Below are 16,928 nucleotides of genomic sequence, written 5' to 3'. Positions count from 1 at the left end.
CTCAGTGCGCCGCCGTACCGAGGTAAGCCTCGATCACCGCTGGATTGCTCTGGACCTCTTGCGGCAGGCCCTGTGCGATCACCTTGCCGTAGTCGAGCACGGTCAGGCGGTTGCACAGGCCCATCACCAGCTTCACATCGTGCTCGATCAGCAGGATGGTCCTGCCATCCGAGCGGATCTTGTCGAGCAGCCCGCGCAGCTCCACCTTCTCGGTGGCGTTCATGCCGGCCGCCGGCTCGTCGAGCGCGAGCAGCTTGGGTTCGGTGGCGAGGGCGCGTGCGATCTCGAGGCGGCGCTGGTGGCCGTACGAGAGGTTGCGCGCGGTGAAGTTGGCGTACTTGCCGATGCCTACGTACTCGAGCAGGTCGTGCGCCATGTCCTCGATGCCCTCCTCCTCGCGCCGCACCTGCGGCGGACGGAAGATGGCGCCGAACAGGCCGGCCTTGGTGCGCACGTGGCGGCCCACCATGACGTTTTCCAGCGCGGTCATCTCGCCGAACAGGCGGATGTTCTGGAACGTGCGGGCAATGCCCGCCTTGGCCACCTCATGCACGGCGGTGGGCTGGTAGGGCTCGCCACCCAGCGTGAACTCGCCCGAGTCCGGCGTGTAGAGGCCGGTGATCACGTTGAAGAACGTGGTCTTGCCGGCGCCGTTGGGACCGATCAGTCCGTAGATCTCGCCCGGATTGATCTGCAGGCCCACTTCGCACAGGGCCTGAAGCCCGCCGAATCGCTTGTTGACCCCCTGTACCGACAGGAGGAAGTTTCCATTGCTCATCTCATCCTCCTGGTCAGAAACGGCCGACACTGCCCGGACGGCGAACCACCGGGCGGTCTTCCTTGCGCGGCGACGGCCACAGGCCGGCCGGGCGATACAGCATCACGCCCACCAGCGCCAGGCCGAACAGCAACTGGCGCAGCACTTCGGCGTCGACGATGGCGTGGCCGAAGATCAGGCGCTGTACCGGCTCGGCCACGACACGCAGCAGCTCCTGGAAGCCGACCAGCAGGATGCCGCCCAGGATCACGCCCGGGATATGGCCCATGCCGCCCAGCACCACGATGGCGAGGATGTAGATCGACTCCCACAGCACGAACGATTCCGGCGAGACGAAGCCCTGGAACGCGCCGAACACCGCGCCCGACGCGCCGCCGAACGACGCGCCCATGGCAAAGGCCAGCAGCTTGATGTTGCGGGTGTTGATGCCCATCGCCTTGGCGGCGATCTCGTCCTCGCGGATGGCCACGAAGGCGCGGCCGATGCGCGAGTTCTGCAAGCGCAGGCAGATGAACACGATGGCGATCACCAGCACCACCAGCAGGTAGTAGTACATGAACACCGGCGTGAACTTGAGCCCGAAGATCTCGTGCGACTTCGAGAAATCGAAGCCGAAGATATGGACCGGGTCCACCGCGGTGATCCCCTTCGGCCCGTTCGTGATGTTGATCGGGCGATCGAGGTTGTTCATGAAAATGCGGATGATCTCGCCGAAGCCCAGCGTCACGATGGCCAGGTAGTCACCGCGCAGCTTGAGCGTTGGTGCGCCGAGCAGCACGCCGAACGTGGCCGCCACCGCCACGGCGATCGGCAGGACGAACCACATCGACAGGTGCAACCCGTTCGGGAACAGGTTGTGGATCCATTCGAACTGGTTGGCCAGGTGCGGCGAGCCGAGCAGCGCCATCAGGTAGGCACCGACCGCATAGAAGGCGATGTAGCCGAGATCGAGCAGGCCGGCGAAGCCCACCACGATGTTCAGGCCCAGGGCCAGCATGATGTAGATCAGCGCGAAGTCGAGCACGCGCACCCAGTAGTTGCCGCCCAGCGTCTGCACGAGGAACGGCGCGCACAGGGCGATCACCAGGAAGGCAAGCAGCGCGGCCATGGTCTTGGCCGGCGTCTTGGTCAGCGGCGCGGGTTGCGCCGTGGATGGAATCGGGGCATTCATGGATTCTCTCCTCAGGCGCGTTCGGAAACCCGCTCGCCCATGATGCCGGACGGTCGGAAGACAAGGACGATGATCAGCACGATGAAGGCGAACACGTCCTGGTAGTTGGAGCCGAATACTCCGTTGGTGAGGTCGCCGATATAGCCGGCGCCCAGCGCTTCGATCAGGCCCAGCAGCATGCCGCCGACCATGGCGCCGGCGAGGTTGCCGATGCCGCCCAGCACCGCGGCGGTGAACGCCTTCAGGCCCGGGATGAAGCCCATGTAGAAGTGGGCGTTACCGTAGTTGGTGGCCATCATCACGCCGGCCAGCGCGGCCAGCGTGGCGCCGATCATGAAGGTGGCGGAGATCACGAAGTTCGGGTTCACGCCCATCAGGCCCGCCACCTTCTGGTTCTCGGCGGTGGCGCGCATCGCGCGGCCGAGCTTGGTGCGGTTGACCAGGGCCAGCAGGCCGGCCATGACCATCACGGCCATGCCGATGATGACCATTTCCTTGCCCGTGATCGTCGCGCCGGTCGACCCGATATCGATCGGCTCCGACGGCAGCAGTTGCGGGAAGGTGAGCGGGTTGCGCGACCAGATCAGCATGCCCATCGTCTGCAGGATGATGGATACGCCGATGGCGGTGATCAGCGGGGCGAGCCGCGGCGCATTGCGCAACGGCCGGTAGGCAACCCGCTCGATGGTGTACGCGAGCACCGCGCAGACCGGCATGGCGATCAGCGTGGCAATGACGAGGGTGAGCCACTCGGGCAGGCCCGGGGCGATTTTCTGGATGCCGAGAATGGCTGAGAGGGCGGTCAGCGCGCCGATCATCAGGACGTCGCCGTGGGCGAAGTTGATGATCCCGAGAATGCCGTAGACCATGGTGTAGCCAAGTGCAATCAGCRCATAGATGCTGCCGAGCACCAGACCATTCACGATCTGCTGGATAAAGATATCCATGAAAACTCCTTGCTCCGTCCGAAGTCCCGCGGCATGGAGTGGTTGCCGGGCGGACGGTGGTGTGTGAGTGGTTTGGTAGTGTGTTTATGTGCTGGTAAGCGGCCTGCCTAGTTCACCCATGGTAAGGATGCTGTACGTTTGGCGAGGCTAAAAAAACGGCACCGCAAAGTGCTCGCGGTGCCGTTCGGATGGGCCGGTAAGCCCGGATTACATCTTCACGACGTCGAGGACGGTCTTTTTCTTGTCCTTGTACTCGTAAAGGGTGATCGTGCCTTCCTTCATGTCGCCCTTCTCGTCGAAGGCGATGTTGCCGATCAGGCCCTTGTAGTTCGTCTTGGGCACTTCGGCCAGGATGGCAGCCGGTTCGGTCGAGTTGGCGCGCTTCATGGCGTCGACGATGACCATCACGGCGTCATAGGTGAACGGTGCGTAGATCTGCACCGGCGCGTTGAAGCGAGCCTGGTAGCGCTTGTCGAAGTCGGCGCCCTGCTCCATCTTCGACAGAGCCAGACCGGCTTCCGAGCAGATGATGTTGGACACGGCATCGCCAGCCAGTTCGGCCACCTTGTCGGTACACACGCCGTCGCCGCCAACGATCTTGGCGCCGATGCCGAGTTCCTTGGCCTGCTTGGCGAACGGGCCGCCGGTGGCGTCCATGCCGCCGTACATGATCACGTCCGGCTTCTTGCCCTTGATCTTGGTCAGAATGGCCTTGAAGTCGGTGGCCTTGTCGTTGGTGGCTTCACGCGCCACCACGTTCACGCCCGAAGCCTTGGCGGTCTTCTCGAACTCGTCGGCCAGGCCCTTGCCGTAGGCGGTGGCGTCGTCGACGATGGCCACGGTCTTGGCGTGCAGGCTCTTGGTGGCGTAGTTGGCCAGTGCCGGACCTTGCTGGGCGTCGGTCGCGACCACGCGGAACGTGGTCTTGAAGCCTTGCTTGGTGTAGTCGGGGTTGGTCGACGACGGCGAGATCTGGACGATGCCGGCATCGCTGTAGATCTTGGAGGCCGGGATCGATACGCCCGAGTTCAGGTGGCCGACCACGGCCACGACCTTCTCGTCGACCAGCTTCTGCGCCACGGAGGTGCCGGTCTTCGGATCGCCCGCGTCGTCTTCGCCGACCAGTTCGAGCTTGATCTTCTTGCCGTTGATCTCCAGGCCTGCCTTGTTGACTTCTTCGACGGCCAGGCGGGCGCCGTTTTCATTGTCCTTGCCAAGGTGGGCGATACCGCCGGTGAGCGGAGCCGCGTGGCCGATCTTGACTACGGTTTCGCCGGCGCCGGCAGCGGGTGCCGCTGCGGCTGCAGGTGCGGACGCTGCCGCGTCAGCCGGCTTTTCTTCTTTCTTGCCGCAAGCAGTAACCAGCGCCACTGCGGCTGCGATCGGCAGAATCTTGGCAAACGTGATTTGCATGAGTGATCTCCTAGGATTCACATGATCAGGGTAAACCAACGCCCCCCGGACGTTTCCCCTGAACCGCCTTAGTTTAGTTTCAATTTGAAACGCGCGAATTGTATCCCCTTTTTTTGCGGATGCAATATGCGACGCAACAACCTGAATGATTAACCCACGAAATGAGCTAGGGAATTTCCCCAATGCACAGATTGGGGCAATTCCCGCCTACTTGTGGGCTAGCCTTCGTAACTAACAAGATTCGTGCCCGCCTTTGCCCGCACATGGCTTTTGCAGCGTTTGCATCACTCCCGGGCCAGCCGTATTAAATAGGCGTTTCATTTAATATGAGCCCGCCTCTGCCTCTCCTAATAGAAGACGCTATTTGTCCGGCACCATAATAGGGAAACTCCTAATTCTAGGGAATTCCCTAATTTGTCTTATAGTTCAGACAAGCATAAGAAAACGACGCACCGCGATTGTGCATTATTGCGTGTTGGACGGCGATATACCCGTGCAATATATCGGTGCACTTCGGCACTGGGGCCGCGCATTGGCATGAGGCAAGGCGGATGGCCCGCGCGCACGGCGTCTGCGCCGCCGACGGAATGCGGCACGGCGTCACGCATGCAGCGCAGCGGAGGAAACCAGCGAGGGAAACGGAAGAGACTCAAGGGGGCGCGCGGCGCGTTGCGCCGGCGCGCTGGCATGGCCCGGAGCGGGCCATGCCAGCGATCGCGGCAGCGATCAGGCCGGCGTGACCAGGCCGCGCGGCAGGGGGAACGACATCTTTTCCTCGATGCCGTCGAGCGCGCGCACATTGCGCACGCCAAGCAGGCGCAGGCGTTCGACGATGGACTGCGCCAGCGCTTCGGGCGCCGACGCGCCGGCGGTCAGGCCGATGCGGCGCTTGCCTTCCACCCATTCCGGCTGGAGCTGGTCGGGTGAATCGATCATGTAGGCCGGCACGCCCAGGCGCTCGGCCAGTTCGCGCAGGCGGTTGGAGTTCGAGCTGTTGGGGCTGCCCACCACGATCACGACCTCGACCTGCGGCGCCATGAACTTCACCGCGTCCTGGCGATTCTGCGTGGCATAGCAGATATCCTGCTTCTTGGGCTCGCGGATCTGCGGGAAACGCGCCTTGAGCGCGGCGACGATCTCCACCGTCTCGTCCACCGACAGCGTGGTCTGGGTCACGAAGGCCAGGCGATCCGGATTGGACACCTCCAGCCTGGCCACATCGGCGGCGGACTCGACCAGCAGCATGCCGCCTTCGGTCTGGCCCATGGTGCCCTCGACCTCGGGGTGACCGGCGTGGCCGATCATGATGATCTCGCAACCCTCGGCGCGCATCTTGCCCACTTCGACGTGCACCTTGGTCACCAGCGGACAGGTGGCGTCGAACACGTTGAGGCCGCGCACGGTCGCATCGGCACGCACTTCCTTGGACACGCCGTGCGCGCTGAAGATGACGGTGGAGCCGGACGGCACTTCCTCGAGTTCCTGTACGAAGATCGCACCCTTGCGGCGCAGGTCCTCCACCACATAGGCATTGTGGACAATCTCGTGGCGCACGTAGATCGGTGCGCCGTAGCGGGCAAGGGCACGCTCGACGATCTCGATGGCGCGATCCACGCCGGCGCAGAAGCCGCGGGGCTGCGCCATCAGGATCTCGGCATCGGCGGCTGTGGTGAGTTCGGACATGCAGGAATTCAGTTCAATGCGGCCGGCGCTGGGCCGGCCTGGTTCAGCATCAGAGAATGCCGATCAGCTGGACGTCGAACAAGATAGTCTGTCCGGCGAGCGGGTGGTTGAAATCGAACAGGGCCGAGGTCTCGCCGATTTCCTTGAGCACCCCGGCGTACTTGCCGCCGCCGGGCGCGTTGAACTCGACCAGGTCGCCCGGGGTGTAGTCCTCTTCAAACGAACTGTTTTCACGCAGCGTGTTCAGCGAGACCCGTTGCAGCAGCTCCGGGTTGCGCGGGCCGAACGCGTGCTCGGGCGCCAGGCGGTAAGTCATGCGCTCGCCCTCGGGCATGCCCAGCAGGGCTTGCTCCAGGGTGGGCGCGAACTGCCCCTGGCCCAGCAGCAGCGTTGCGGGCTTCTCTTCGAACGTGCTGACGATTTCCGTGCCGTTCTCGAGGGAAATGCTGTAGTGCAGGGTCAGGAAGGAGTCCGGCTGCACGGTCTTGCGACCGTCAGCGGCGCCGTCCTGCGGCCCTGACGCAAAAGTTTGCAAATTCATGGGTGCTCAACCTGTCGACAACCCGTATTGTAAGCGACTCGACCGCGCGCCGCCTTGTCTGCGCCCGGCGTGCACCGCCATGCAGTTCCATTCTCACGGGGGGATCGTGTCATGCGCATTACGGACTGGCCCAGCAGCGAACGCCCGCGCGAAAAACTGCTGCGCGACGGTGCCACGGCGCTTTCGGACGCCGAACTGCTCGCCGTCTTCCTGCGCGTGGGCGTGGCCGGCAAGAGCGCGGTCGACCTGGCGCGGGAGCTGCTGAACGACTTCGGCACGCTGAGCGGCCTTTTTTCCGCCGGGACCGACGAATTCGCCCGGATCAAGGGCATGGGCGCGGCCAAGTATGCCCAGTTGCAGGCCGCCCAGGAGCTCACCCGGCGCGCCCTGGCCGAGCGGCTTGCCCTGCCGGGCGGCCTCGATTCACCGGCGGCGGTGCGCGACTACCTGCGCCTGACGCTGGCGGCACACCCGCATGAGGTCTTCATGTGCCTGTTCCTCGATGCGCGCAACCGGCTGCTGGCCAGCGAAGAGCTGTTCCGCGGCAGCCTGACGCAGACCAGTGTCTATCCGCGTGAGGTGGCGCGCCAGGCTTTGCTGCATAATGCGGCCTCCGTGATCGTCGCGCACAACCATCCGTCGGGCAATGCACTGCCGAGTGGGGCCGATCTGGCCATGACCCGCTCGCTCACACGCTCGCTGGCCCTGATCGACGTGAAGGTGCTCGACCACTTCATCGTGGCGGGCACCACCATCCACTCGTTCGCGGAACATGGCGAACTCTGATGGTGATGGGCCATATGCGCCGGCTGATTGTGCAGCAGACGCCACCAATGTGGCATCTGTGCACGGTAAACCACGGAAGGCATTGATCGGTTGAGGTTTTCCGGTCTATAATGCTCGTTTTGCTGAAGTCTYAACCGCTGCAGTCCGGGCCGCGCGCCTTTTGTTGATCTGTTGCGAACATTGTCCACGAATAGAAGAGTTAGGAGTGCTTCATGGCACGCGTCTGTCAAGTGACCGGGAAAGCGCCGATGGTCGGCAACAACGTTTCCCACGCAAACAACAAGACCAAGCGCCGTTTTCTGCCCAACCTGCAGAATCGTCGTTTCTTTGTTGAATCGGAAAACCGCTGGGTGAGCCTGCGCGTCTCGAACGCCGGCCTGCGCCTGATCGACAAGAAAGGCATCGACTCCGTGCTCGCCGACCTGCGCGCACGCGGCGAAGTCTAATTAGGAGTACATCATGGCCAGCAAAGGCGGACGCGATAAGATCAAGTTGGAGTCGACTGCAGGTACGGGTCACTTCTACACGACCACCAAGAACAAGCGCACCATGCCGGAAAAGATGGAGATCATGAAGTTCGATCCCGTCGCCCRCAAGCATGTGTCGTACAAGGAAACCAAGATCAAGTAATTGATCCTGGCTTTCCGCATGCCGATTCGCGCGGCATGTCTGTAAAAACCCCGCATCTGCGGGGTTTTTGCTTTTTCGGGCCTGCAATGGCCGTCAATCGCGGGGATGCCCGCGGTGCCCCACGCAAAGTCGCGGCGGGTGTACACTTTCCAGCTTTCCTGCCTCCCGACCGCGTTTCGCGCGCGCGTCTCTCGCATCATGAACTTCGATGTCGCCATTGTCGGCAGCGGACTGGCCGGTCTGACGGTCGCGCTGCAACTGGCCGACACCCATCGGGTTGTCATTATCTGCAAACGCGCCATGACGCAGGGCGCCAGCGACTGGGCCCAGGGCGGCATCGCGGCCGTGCTGGATTCCGGCGACAGTCATGACGAGCACACCCAGGACACGCTGGTGGCCGGTGCCGGGCTGTGCGATGACGGTGCCACGCGCTGCATCGTGGAGCATGGSCGCGAGGCGATCCAGTGGCTGATCGACCGKGGCGTGCCGTTCACGCGCGACGACCAGGCCGAACTGGGTTTCCACCTGACGCGCGAAGGCGGCCACAGCCGCCGCCGCATCATCCACGCGGCGGACGCTACCGGGCACGCGGTGGTGACCACGCTCACCGAGCAGGCGCGCCGGCACCCGAACATCACCGTGATCGAGGATCACTTCGCGGTAGACCTGATCACTTCGCGCAAGCTCGGCATGCCGGGCAATCGCTGCTACGGCCTCTACGTGCTGGACGATGCCAGCGGTGAAGTGCGCACCATCACCGCCACCCACACGGTGCTGGCCACCGGCGGCGCGGGCAAGGTCTATCTCTACACCACCAATCCCGACACGGCCACCGGCGACGGCATCGCGATGGCATGGCGGGCGGGCTGCCGGGTCTCGAACATGGAGTTCATCCAGTTCCACCCGACCTGCCTCTATCACCCTTACGCCAAGTCCTTCCTGATCTCGGAAGCGGTGCGCGGCGAAGGCGGCCTGCTGAAGCTGCCCGACGGCACGCGCTTCATGCCCGAGCATGACGAGCGCGCCGAACTGGCTCCGCGCGACGTGGTGGCGCGCGCGATCGACTTCGAAATGAAGAAGCGCGGCCTGGACTATGTGCACCTCGACATCAGCCACCAGCCTGAGTCCTTCCTGCGCGAGCACTTTCCCACCATCCACGCGCGCTGCCTGGAACTGGGCATCGACATCACGCGCGAGCCGATCCCGGTGGTGCCTGCTGCGCACTACACCTGCGGCGGCGTGGTGACCGACACCACCGGCCGCACTGACCTGACCAACCTGTATGCCGTGGGCGAGACCGGCTGCACCGGCTTGCACGGCGCGAACCGCTTGGCTTCGAACTCACTGCTGGAATGCATGGTGATCGGGCGCGCCGCGGCCCTCGATATCGCCTCGCAGGACAAGGCCGGCCAGCCGGACATTGCCCTGCCGAAGTGGGATGAGAGCCGCGTGGCGGATGCCGACGAGGAAGTCGTGGTGTCGCACAATTGGGACGAACTGCGCCGCATGATGTGGAACTACGTCGGCATCGTGCGCACCAGCAAGCGGCTCGAACGCGCGCAGCATCGCATCAGCCTGCTGCGCGAGGAAATCGCCGAGTACTACGCCAATTTCCGCGTGACGCGCGACCTGCTGGAACTGCGCAACCTGGTCGAGGTGGCATCGCTGATCGTCGATAGCGCCTATTCGCGCCACGAGAGCCGCGGCCTGCACTACAGCCGGGATTATCCGGAGACCTTGCCCAAGGCGCTGCCGACGGTCATGCAGCCGGAATTCAAGCGGGAGCGAGGGAAGTAGGAAAGCGTTGCGTCCGGCAGCGAAGCTGCCGAACTAAGCCCCGCCAGGCCACCCTTCCCCCGCCCTCTTCCTCGAAGGCAGAGGATGGAAGCGAAGCGTGGCCGGCCGCGCTCAGGCCAGGATCCGCAGCGAGTAGTCCGTCGCCCGCACATCCTTTGTCAGCGCACCGACCGAGATCCGGTCCACGCCGGTTTCGGCAAAAACGCGGATGGTGTCGGCATTGACCCCGCCCGAGACTTCCAGCAGCGCACGTCCATCATTGATGCGCACGGCGTCATGCATCATCGCCACGGTGAAGTTGTCGATCAGGATCGACTTTGCACCGGCGGCCAGCGCTTCCTCCAGCTCCGCCAGGGTTTCCACTTCCACCTGCACCGACACGCCGGCCTGGAGCGCCAGCGCCGCCTGCATCGCCGCGGTGATGCTGCCGGCGGCGGCAATGTGGTTCTCCTTGATCAGGATGCCGTCGTACAGTGCCAGCCGCTGGTTTTCGCCGCCGCCCATGCGCACCGCGTACTTCTGCGCCAGGCGCAGGCCGGGCAGCGTCTTGCGCGTGTCGAGCACGCGCGCGCGGGTGCCCTCGATGATATCGGCGTAACGCCGCGTGGCGGTGGCCACGCCGGACAGCAACTGCAGGAAATTCAGCGACGGGCGTTCGGCGGTCAGCAACGAACGCGCCGGGCCCGCAATCTCGCACACCACGGAATCGGCCGCCATGCGCGCACCTTCTGCCTGCAGCCAGTGCACCTCGAGCGCCGGATCGATGGCGCTCATGCACGCCTCGAACCAGGCCTGGCCGCACAGCACAGCCTGCTCGCGCACGATCACGCGCGCGTGCGCGGGCTTGCCCTCGGGCACCAGCAGGCCAGTCAGGTCGCCGCTGCCGACGTCCTCGTCAATGGCGGCGCGCACATTGGCCTGCAGCGCCTCGACGAGCGCCGGACCGAAGCTATCGAAGACGCGGTTGGCGTTCATGCTGCTCGTATTGTTCGTTTTGCTTGCGTCGCTCATGCCGGACCGATTCCCTTGAACAATGCCTGCTCGGCGGCGAGATCCGCGCGCGGGCGCACATTGGCCTTCTGCTGGGCGGCGAAGTCGAGCATGCGGTCGATGCAGGTCACCGCCTGCCGGCCGATCGATGCATCGACGTGAATTTCGTTGTGGCCGTGCTCGAGCACCTCGGCCAGGTTGGTCAACGCGTTCATGGCCATCCACGGGCAGTGCGCGCAACTCTTGCAGGTGGCGCTGTTGCCGGCGGTGGGCGCTTCGATGAAATGCTTGCCCGGCGCTGCCATGCGCATCTTGTGCAGGATGCCGTTGTCGGTGGCGACGATGAACTCGGTGGCGTCCAGTTCCCGCGCGGCCGCGATCAGCTGCGAAGTGGAGCCGACGACATCGGCCTGCTCCACCACGTTTGCCGGCGATTCCGGGTGCACCAGGATCTTGGCCTTGGGGAATTCGCGGCGCAGCAGGTCCAGCTCGATGCCCTTGAATTCGTCATGCACCAGGCAGGAGCCCTGCCACAGCAGCATGTCGGCGCCGGTCTGCTTCTGGATATAGCTGCCGAGGTGCTTGTCCGGCGCCCACAGGATCTTCTCGCCGCGCGCGTGCAGGTGCTCGACGATCTTCAGGCCGATGCTGGACGTCACCATCCAGTCCGCGCGCGCCTTCACGGCGGCGCTGGTATTGGCGTAGACCACCACGGTACGGTCGGGGTGCGCGTCGCAGAACGCCGCGAACTCGTCGGCCGGGCAACCCAGGTCCAGCGAGCAGGTCGCGTCCAGGTCCGGCATCAGCACGGTCTTTTCCGGGCTCAGGATCTTGGCGGTCTCGCCCATGAAGCGCACGCCCGCCACCACCAGCGTCTTGGCCGGATGGTCGCGGCCGAAGCGCGCCATTTCGAGCGAATCCGACACGCAGCCGCCGGTTTCCTCCGCCAGGTCCTGCAGGTCGGCATCGACGTAATAGTGCGCGACCAGGACAGCGTTGCGCGCCTTGAGCAGCTCCCTGATGCGCGTCTTGAGCGCAGTGCGCTCGCCGCTGGAGAGCACTGGCGGTACTTTCGCCCAGGCATGGGCGACGCAGCTGGCGCCGTCGGGGGACTCCGTCGAAATATTCGGTTTCTCGAACTCGACGGTCTTTATCGTTTGGGGGGTCATCTCCGATACTCCTCTTGGCCGCCGCGCATCATGCCGCCGGCCTGTACATGGGGGAGTTTAACTAAAACAAAAGCCCCGCCATGGGCGGGGCTTTTGGGCGCGGTGCTTTGTAGCAGCCACGCCGGCTCGGGCTTCAGGCCACGACAGCCATCATGCGTAGCGGCGCAGGCGCAGCGAAAAGTCATGCAGGGCCTGGATGCCGCTTGCCTCGGCGCGATGGCACCAGGCTTGCAGCTGCTGCAGAAGCTGTTCGCGCGTCAGGTTGGAACGGCCCCAGATCGCGGCCAGTTCGCGGCGCATTTCCACGAAGGTGTGCAGCGACTTGTTCTGCTCCACGATGCTGGCCAGCTGCTTGCGCTGCGGATCGGCCAGCTTGGCTTCCTCGCGGTGGAACCACTTGCGCGCCGGCTTGAAGCTGCTGTATTCCGCCACGCGGGCTTCCTTCAGCTTTTCCAGTTCCTGCTTGTAGGCGCTCTTGACGGCCTTGGCGTAGCGCGCCATCACGTCGTAGCGGTTGGCGATGATGGCTTCCAGCGTGTTGTGGTCCACCGGGCGGGCATCCACCAGGCGTGCCTTGGGCGGGGTCTTCTTGACCTTGGCCAGGCCGACCGCCTGCATCGCGCGGATATAACCCCAGCCGATATCGAACTCGTACCACTTGACCGAGAACTTGGCCGAGGTCGGGTAGGTGTGGTGGTTGTTGTGCAGTTCTTCGCCGCCGATGATGATGCCCCAGAACGAGACATTGGTCGAAGCGTCCTCGCAATCGTAATTGCGATAGCCCCACCAGTGGCCAAGACCATTGATGATGCCGGCGGCATGGATCGGGATCCACAGCATCTGCACGGCCCACACGGTCAGGCCGATCACGCCGAACAGCGCCACGTCGATGATCAGCATCAGGCCCACGCCTTGCCAGCCGAAGCGCGAGTACACATTGCGCTCGACCCAGTCGTTGGGCGTGCCGTGACCGAACTTGGCGACGGTTTCCTTGTTCTTGGACTCGGCGCGATAGAGTTCCGCGCCTTCCAGCAGCACCTTGCGGATGCCGCGGGTCTGCGGGCTGTGCGGATCGTCCTCGGTCTCGCACTTGGCGTGGTGCTTGCGGTGGATGGCGGTCCACTCCTTGGTGACCATCCCGGTGGTCAGCCACAGCCAGAAGCGGAAGAAATGCGAAGCAATCGGGTGCAGATCCAGCGACCGGTGCGCCATGCAGCGGTGCAGGTAGATGGTGACGCCCGCGATGGTGATGTGCGTCACCACCAGGGTGTAGATCACGATCTCCCACCAGGACCAGTTGGCAAGGCCGTTCGAGGCCCAGTCAAGAATAGTGTCGAACAAACTGTTCTCCGTCGGTTAAACAGGTGCATTCATCGCGGCACGACACGGCGGGCCGCAAACAGGGTGCAGAAAAAGGACTGCAAACTCAGTGATTGCGTCGTATGGCGTCTGCCTGAAACCCCGGCACTCGCCGGAGCCCCCATGGCATGCGCGTCTGGCGCCGTGGGCAGATGCTGCCTCCCGGCGGGACTGGCACGAGCCGCTGCAATCTGGCGGCTGTCTGGTGTGGGGGCGGGAGGTCGAAAACTCGGAACCCGCAACTACTATGATTCTACCGGAACGCCAACAAGGGAACATCCGTTTTTCCCCGAGTTTGATGTCAAGCAACACATAACGTTCCGCAAGGTGCCCCAAACGCCCCGCGAAAGTTCAGTTCGCACTGCCCACCACAACCCCGGGAGACGCCGAAAGCGTCTTGTTTGCGACTTTTTCCGGTTCATTGCCGTCAACCGCTGCCTCGCGCCCAAGGACGCGCACCTCGCGCTGGGGGTAGGGGATCGAGATCCCATGTTCCCGGAATTTGCGCCAAATTGCCCGGTTCATCGCTGACTGGACCCCCAGCTTGCCGTTCTGCGGATCGGCAATATAGCCTGCCAGCTCGTATTCGATGCCATTGTCGGCGAACAGCACCAGAAACGCCGAGGGCGCCGGTTCGGCCAGCAGGCGGGGAATTCCCTGGGCGGCTTCCACCAGCAGGGCGAGCACCGTCTCCGGATCGGCGGCGTAATCAGCCTGCACACGTGTCGCCACGCGCACATTGGTGTTGGAGAACGAATGGTTCTGGACCGCCTGCGCCACCAGTTGTTCGTTCGGCACCAGGGTTTCGCCGTCACCGTTGCGGACCACGGTGTAGCGCGTGCGGATCTGCGAGACCGTGCCGCTGAATTTATCCACCGTGATCTGGTCGCCGAGCTTGACCGAGTGATCCAGGAGGATGATGAATCCCGAGATGTAATTGCTGGCGATCTTCTGCAAGCCCAGGCCCAGGCCCACGCCGAGCGCGCCGCCGAATACCGACAGCACGGTGAGGTCGATACCGACCAGCGAAAGGCTCAGCAGCAGCGAGACCAGCAGGAGCAAGGCCTTGGAAAGTCGCGTCAGAACCACTTTCAGGTTGCTGTCCAGCCCACGGGACCGCATCAGGCGCTCTTCGAGCCACGAGCCGAACCACATCGCCACCAGCACGGTGAGCAGGATCCACACCACCGCCACCAGCGTGTCGGCCAGGTTGATCTTCTGCTTGCCGCCGACGGAGAAGCGGATGGATTCCATCCAGCCGACCACCTCCCACAGCACACCAAGCACATAGAGCGCCATGGCCACCCATACCAGCGTGGTCAGCACCTTTTCCACCAGCAGCAGCATGCCGTGCAGCTGGCCATTGCCGGACAGCACGCGCCGCAGGATATAGAAGGCGAAATACAGGAAGGTGATGCCGAACAGCGGCACCAGCGCCAGCCGCAGCACGCTGGCCGACATCAGTTGCTCCAGCCCGAAGCGCGCGGCCATCACCAGAAGCCAGCCGAACAGCGGGAACATGGCGCGCTCGAGGCTCGAGGCGGCGAAACGCAAGGCAAAGCTGGAGCCGTCGTAGCGGGCTTCCAGCCGCTTCACCACCAGCCGCGCCAGCGGCCAGGCCACGGCGAGGCAGCCGGCCAGCACCACCAGTTGCCAGATGAAGCCGGGGCCGCCGGCATCGCGGATGAGGTCGTCGAGCATCCGGCCAAAAGCCGGATGCGCCACATGGAGTTCGTTCAAGGGATTCGGATTCATGCTCAGGCGTGGCTGGCCGGGCACGCGGATGCAATCGGCGCGGGCCGGCGGGCAGGCAAGGCGCCTGGCGCCCTGCCCGTCGGAAACCAGCCATTCTAGCCGCCCGCGGCCTGCACGCGCCGTGCTGCGGGGTCGGGACCCTCAGCCGCACCGTCCCCGGCAGCCCGGCTCGCGGCGCCACGGTTCGGCCGCGCGCTGCAGCCGCGCCGGCAAGTCCGAGCCCGGATGAAAGGGGCCGCACAGCAGACTGACGCAATAGTCGATCACGCGCGCGCGCCCCGGCGGATTCAGCATGCCATGGTCAAGGCCTTCGACGGTCTCGATCTGCAGTTGCGCGAACCCGGCCAGGCCTTCCAGCTTCGGCCCGAAAAAACGGGCCAGCTCGAATGGCCCGGGATCCGCCGGGCCGAACAGCAGGCGCAGGACCGTGCCGCGCGCATCGAGCGCGCGCAGCAGGGCCTCGATCTCCTGCTGCTCCGGCGGCGCCGGCCTGGGCAAGACCGTGGCGGCGTCGAAGCCGGCCCCGCCCTCTTGCTCCGTGGGCGCGCTGCGGCCATGGATCAGCCAGCGTGGCCGGGTAAAGGTCTCCCTGCGCAGCAGGCGCTGCAGGTTCACCAGGACGGCCCCCACCACGCCGGGATGGGCCGCGGCTGCATGCAGGCTGACATTCGCACCGTAGCTCACGCCGAACGTCACGATTTCCCGGTGCCCGTGGGCCTGCAGCCAGTCGCAGGCGGTCACCGCATCGAGATAGCCATCCGGATCGGCAGGTACGGCCGGCACCGCCTGCGCGCCGACCGATGCATCGCCGATGCCACGCACATCGATGCGGAACGAGGCAATGCCGTGCGCGGCAAGTTGCCGCGCCAGCATGACGCTGCCGCGACCGGCGCCCACATGGTGCGTGCCTCCCGAATTGTTGATCAGCACGGCCGGCCGCTCGAGCCGCTGGGCGCGCGGCTCGCACAGCATGCCGAACAGGCCCTGGCCAAAGCGGACCGGCGTTTCCACCCAGTCGCCCGCGCGCAGGCAGGGTTCCACTGCGGCCACGGCAAGGCGTGCCGCCGCCGCGCGATGCCCTTGCCCGACGCTACCGCCGGCCGGCGCCAGGGCAGCGAACCAGTCTGAGACGGCCGCGAAGGTCGCGTCGGGTGGCGTGCAGTACAGCGGATCCTGCAGCCAGCCGACCACTTCGGGAAACGGCGCCGTGCGGACCCGCGCGCCCAGCGCGGCATAGTGCCGCGCCAGCGGTTCGCCCTGCGCCGCACCGGCAATGAAAACATGCGGCGCCGGCGCGCGCCCGGCCTCCAGCAGATCAATCCGCGCGAACGCGTCGATGGCAGCCGCCGGGAAATGAATGCCAAGGATGTCCGTGCCGTCCTGCCGGTGCCCCGGCGCCGTCTGCTCCACCGCGCGCCCGGCCAGCGAGCGCCAGGTCTGCGCGATCATCTTCATCTCGCGCACCAGCATGCGCCCCTGCGCCACGGGCGCGAGCAGCGCCAGCCCGGCGACGTCGAGCCCGCCCGCGCGACGCGCGGCCGCCAGCGCGGCCAGCGATGCCCCGCCACGCACGCCGAGCAGTACGATCTCGCGCGCGCCGGACAAGCGCAGCAGCAGCTTGCCTGCCCCGCCGATCGACGCCACGCACGAATCGACGCAGGACGGCGGCGCTTCATCGCCGGCATCGCATTCGCCCGAATCCCCGGTCCCGGGATAGTCGAACCGCAGCACCGGCACGCCCTGCGCCGCCAGCTGCTCGGCCAGGCGTGCCAGGCCGGCATGGGTCCACAAGGCCTCGTGGCCRATCGCGTTGCACACCAGCAGCGCGCGCGGACCGCGCGCGGCGTGATACCAGCCGAAACATCCGTTGAAATGCAAAGGCGTCATGGACGAACTCCGTGCGCGCCGG

At 65.0% G+C, this 16,928-nt stretch carries 15 protein-coding genes; 4 read left to right on the top strand and 11 right to left on the bottom strand.

Annotated elements, in window-relative coordinates; translation table 11 throughout:
• Window position 1 precedes the first annotated feature (1 nt).
• The 6 genes from AC1DK4_RS24320 to AC1DK4_RS24295 all read right to left on the bottom strand — a co-directional run bounded on the left by AC1DK4_RS24320 (window position 2) and on the right by AC1DK4_RS24295 (window position 6,533).
• A complete protein-coding gene (locus tag AC1DK4_RS24320) occupies window positions 2–778 on the bottom strand; it encodes an ABC transporter ATP-binding protein (protein ID WP_441618590.1) in 777 nt (258 codons plus the stop codon).
• 13 nt (window positions 779–791) lie between these two features.
• On the bottom strand, window positions 792–1,949 hold the full coding sequence (locus tag AC1DK4_RS24315; protein WP_441643502.1) for an ABC transporter permease subunit: 1,158 nt from the start codon (window positions 1,947–1,949) through the stop codon (window positions 792–794).
• Window positions 1,950–1,960: 11 nt separating this feature from the next.
• Entirely contained in the window at window positions 1,961–2,896 is a 936-nt protein-coding gene (locus AC1DK4_RS24310) for a branched-chain amino acid ABC transporter permease (protein WP_477131830.1), read from the bottom strand.
• A 207-nt stretch (window positions 2,897–3,103) separates the two neighbouring features.
• Complete coding sequence (locus tag AC1DK4_RS24305; protein WP_441618584.1) at window positions 3,104–4,309, bottom strand: branched-chain amino acid ABC transporter substrate-binding protein; 1,206 nt, start codon at window positions 4,307–4,309, stop codon at window positions 3,104–3,106.
• A gap of 726 nt (window positions 4,310–5,035) precedes the next feature.
• The gene (gene ispH / locus AC1DK4_RS24300; protein ID WP_441618582.1) at window positions 5,036–5,992 is read right to left on the bottom strand and encodes a 4-hydroxy-3-methylbut-2-enyl diphosphate reductase; all 957 of its coding nucleotides are present in this window, start codon (window positions 5,990–5,992) and stop codon (window positions 5,036–5,038) included.
• Window positions 5,993–6,041: 49 nt separating this feature from the next.
• Window positions 6,042–6,533 (bottom strand): FKBP-type peptidyl-prolyl cis-trans isomerase, encoded by a 492-nt coding sequence (locus AC1DK4_RS24295; protein ID WP_441618580.1) that lies wholly within the window; start codon window positions 6,531–6,533, stop codon window positions 6,042–6,044.
• A gap of 111 nt (window positions 6,534–6,644) precedes the next feature.
• Between AC1DK4_RS24295 and radC the strand changes: the two genes are divergently transcribed.
• The 4 genes from radC to nadB all read left to right on the top strand — a co-directional run bounded on the left by radC (window position 6,645) and on the right by nadB (window position 9,746).
• Entirely contained in the window at window positions 6,645–7,319 is a 675-nt protein-coding gene (radC, locus tag AC1DK4_RS24290; RefSeq protein WP_441618578.1) for a RadC family protein, read from the top strand.
• 212 nt (window positions 7,320–7,531) lie between these two features.
• Entirely contained in the window at window positions 7,532–7,765 is a 234-nt protein-coding gene (rpmB, locus tag AC1DK4_RS24285; protein ID WP_006575661.1) for a 50S ribosomal protein L28, read from the top strand.
• Between the two features lie 13 nt (window positions 7,766–7,778).
• Window positions 7,779–7,949 carry a 50S ribosomal protein L33 gene (gene rpmG, locus AC1DK4_RS24280; RefSeq protein ID WP_477131829.1) on the top strand — a complete coding sequence of 57 codons (171 nt, stop codon included), beginning with the start codon at window positions 7,779–7,781 and terminating at the stop codon, window positions 7,947–7,949.
• A gap of 198 nt (window positions 7,950–8,147) precedes the next feature.
• Window positions 8,148–9,746, top strand: a complete 1,599-nt coding sequence (gene nadB / locus AC1DK4_RS24275) for an L-aspartate oxidase (RefSeq protein WP_477131828.1) — start codon at window positions 8,148–8,150, stop codon at window positions 9,744–9,746.
• Between the two features lie 111 nt (window positions 9,747–9,857).
• On the opposite strand, the gene nadC is transcribed toward nadB, so the two are convergent.
• The 5 genes from nadC to AC1DK4_RS24250 all read right to left on the bottom strand — a co-directional run bounded on the left by nadC (window position 9,858) and on the right by AC1DK4_RS24250 (window position 16,906).
• The gene (nadC, locus tag AC1DK4_RS24270; RefSeq protein WP_441618574.1) at window positions 9,858–10,721 is read right to left on the bottom strand and encodes a carboxylating nicotinate-nucleotide diphosphorylase; all 864 of its coding nucleotides are present in this window, start codon (window positions 10,719–10,721) and stop codon (window positions 9,858–9,860) included.
• Window positions 10,722–10,753: 32 nt separating this feature from the next.
• Window positions 10,754–11,905, bottom strand: a complete 1,152-nt coding sequence (gene nadA, locus AC1DK4_RS24265) for a quinolinate synthase NadA (RefSeq protein WP_441618572.1) — start codon at window positions 11,903–11,905, stop codon at window positions 10,754–10,756.
• Window positions 11,906–12,055: 150 nt separating this feature from the next.
• Window positions 12,056–13,246 carry a DesA family fatty acid desaturase gene (locus tag AC1DK4_RS24260; protein WP_441618570.1) on the bottom strand — a complete coding sequence of 397 codons (1,191 nt, stop codon included), beginning with the start codon at window positions 13,244–13,246 and terminating at the stop codon, window positions 12,056–12,058.
• A 369-nt stretch (window positions 13,247–13,615) separates the two neighbouring features.
• Window positions 13,616–15,019 carry a mechanosensitive ion channel family protein gene (locus AC1DK4_RS24255; protein WP_441643501.1) on the bottom strand — a complete coding sequence of 468 codons (1,404 nt, stop codon included), beginning with the start codon at window positions 15,017–15,019 and terminating at the stop codon, window positions 13,616–13,618.
• A gap of 141 nt (window positions 15,020–15,160) precedes the next feature.
• Entirely contained in the window at window positions 15,161–16,906 is a 1,746-nt protein-coding gene (locus AC1DK4_RS24250) for an alpha/beta hydrolase (protein WP_441618566.1), read from the bottom strand.
• Between the last annotated feature and the right edge of the window lie 22 nt (window positions 16,907–16,928).

The sequence above is a fragment of the Cupriavidus sp. 05N38 genome, from assembly GCF_056397345.1.
This window is presented reverse-complemented; position numbering and strand designations above follow the sequence as displayed.